Source organism: Fictibacillus sp. NRS-1165 (assembly GCF_050468105.1).
Classification (GTDB): domain Bacteria; phylum Bacillota; class Bacilli; order Bacillales; family Fictibacillaceae; genus Fictibacillus_C; species Fictibacillus_C terrinigri.
The window spans coordinates 1-1,476 of record NZ_JBDPNU010000098.1 but is presented as its reverse complement, the minus strand read 5'-3'; the positions used below and the strand labels follow the sequence as shown (position 1 = coordinate 1,476).

The window sequence follows — 1,476 nt, the reverse complement described above, 5'->3', positions numbered from 1 at the left end:
GTAGTAGAAGAGGCAAAAAGCGAGAACATGTTTGTAAGATTCAGTATCGCTACCGCCTTTCACTGCCCGTATGAAGGTCTTGTAGCAGAAGAAAAAACATTGAACATCGTGAAGAGATTGGGAAACGTTAGAGGTAGATGAAATTGTTTTATGCGATTCGATCGGCCGTGCGAATCCAAACCAGGTCTATCAGTTATTTTCAAAAACATTAGACCTCGGCACAAAGGGTAAAGTTACAGCACACTTCCATGATACATACGGATTTTCCAAAGCGAATTCATTCGCTGCTTTGCAGGCTGGAATTACCTCTTTCGATACAGCCATTGGCGGTCTCGGGGGATGCCCATTTGCACCAGGTGCTGCAGGAAATGATTCGACCGAAGACTTTGTATTTATGCTTAATGAAATGGGCATTGAAACAGGCATTGATTTTGACAGGCTGATGGATTGCGTAAATCTGGTTAAAGAAATGACGGAACGGAGGCTTACAGGCCACCTGCAGCAGGTGAGAGGAGGGAATATGGAACAGAGGGTGTAGGAGGTTGTGTCTATCAAGGAATTGTAACCGCTTTCTAATCAATGGATATTAAGGGGGTTTAGGGAATGGCTATTTTAGGTTTTTTAATGATTGCTACGTTTCTTTATTTGGTCATGACGAAACGAATTTCAGTATTAATTGCTTTCGCACTCGTGCCGATTGTCTTTGGCCTGATCGGAGGCTTTCGGCTTGAAATGGGACAAATGATGCTTGAAGGCGTCCAGAAAGTAACACCGACGGGCATCATGATCGGCTTTTCTATCTTATATTTTGGATTAATGATTGACCGAGGATTGTTTGATCCGATGATCTCCCGTTTGATTCGATTCGCAAAAGGAGATCCGCTCAAAATCGTGATGGCCTCTGCTGTCATTACGTTAATCGTGGCTTTGGACGGTGATGGTTCTGCGACGTTTATGATTACAATCACTGCTTTGCTCCCTGTTTATAAAAGGCTGGGCATGAATCCTCTTATCCTGGCGAGTACCGTGGCCCTTGGTGCAGGAGTCATGAACATCATCCCTTGGGGCGGACCGCTGGCAAGAGCCATGGTCTCACTGGATGCCTCTTCTTCACAACTGTTTAATCCGATTATTCCCTCCATGCTTGCAGGTATGGCCTGGGTTGTGTTTGTTTCGTACGTACTTGGAAAAAAAGAGCGAAAACGTCTTGGAGTTGTTCAATGGACGAATCATCAGGGGAAAAATGCGGAAGAAGAGACAGCGGCCGCTTTGGACATGCCGGCAACTCGCCTGCCAAAAATGTTCTGGTTCAATCTTATTCTAACAGTTGTTCTTATAACGGTTTTAATCATTGAAATAATGCCGGTACCTGTCTTGTTTATCCTTGCGTTTGCCCTTGCTTTAATCGTGAATTTCCCTGATGTTAAAAGACAGAATGAACAGATCGCCGCACATGCAAAAAGCATGGTAATGGTG

General features: G+C 44.4%; 2 protein-coding genes. Both read left to right on the top strand.

Annotated elements, in window-relative coordinates; translation table 11 throughout:
• Positions 1-142 precede the first annotated feature (142 nt).
• Positions 143-538, top strand: coding sequence for a hypothetical protein (locus tag ABHN01_RS24465; RefSeq protein WP_429877702.1), 396 nt, complete (start codon positions 143-145; stop codon positions 536-538).
• Between the two features lie 65 nt (positions 539-603).
• Positions 604-1,476, top strand: an 873-nt coding sequence (locus ABHN01_RS24460) for a citrate:proton symporter (RefSeq protein ID WP_429877701.1), incomplete at its 3' end; no start/stop codon positions are given.